At 71.8% G+C, this 447-nt stretch carries 1 pseudogene; it reads left to right on the forward strand.

Going from position 1 to position 447, the window contains the following annotated elements:
- Positions 1–447, forward strand: a pseudogene (locus KBX53_RS35750) (hypothetical protein); the annotation flags it as partial.

Raw genomic sequence — 447 nt, forward strand, 5'->3', positions numbered from 1 at the left:
CTGCCGGCGACCGGTACCTGCTGGGCGCTGGCGTGCTCTCGCTGCTGGTCGAAGCCGCCGCGCCGGACGGGCTGATCTGTGTGGTCGACGACTTCCAGTGGATCGACCAGGCCTCGGCCGACGCACTGCTGTTCGCCGCCAGGCGGCTGGAGACCGAAAAGATCGCGATGTTGTTCGCCGTGCGCGGGGACGCTCCGGTCAAGGGTGTGCCTCTGACGGTGGAGGTGCGTGGCCTCCCCGGAGCCGCCGCAGCCGAGATGCTGGAGTCCCGCTGCGGTGTGCAGCCCTGTGTGGCGCGGGAACTCGTCACGCTGACCCGCGCGAACCCGCTCGCGCTGGGCGAGATAGCCGCTCGCCTGACACCCGCGCAACTCGCCGGCAGCGAACCGCTGCCCGACCCGCTGCCCGGTGGGACCCGACTGTTCGGCGACCGGGTGGCCGCGTTGT

It is taken from the genome of Micromonospora sp. M51, from assembly GCF_018070305.1.
In the GTDB taxonomy this organism is placed as follows: Bacteria; Actinomycetota; Actinomycetes; order Mycobacteriales; family Micromonosporaceae; genus Micromonospora; species Micromonospora parva.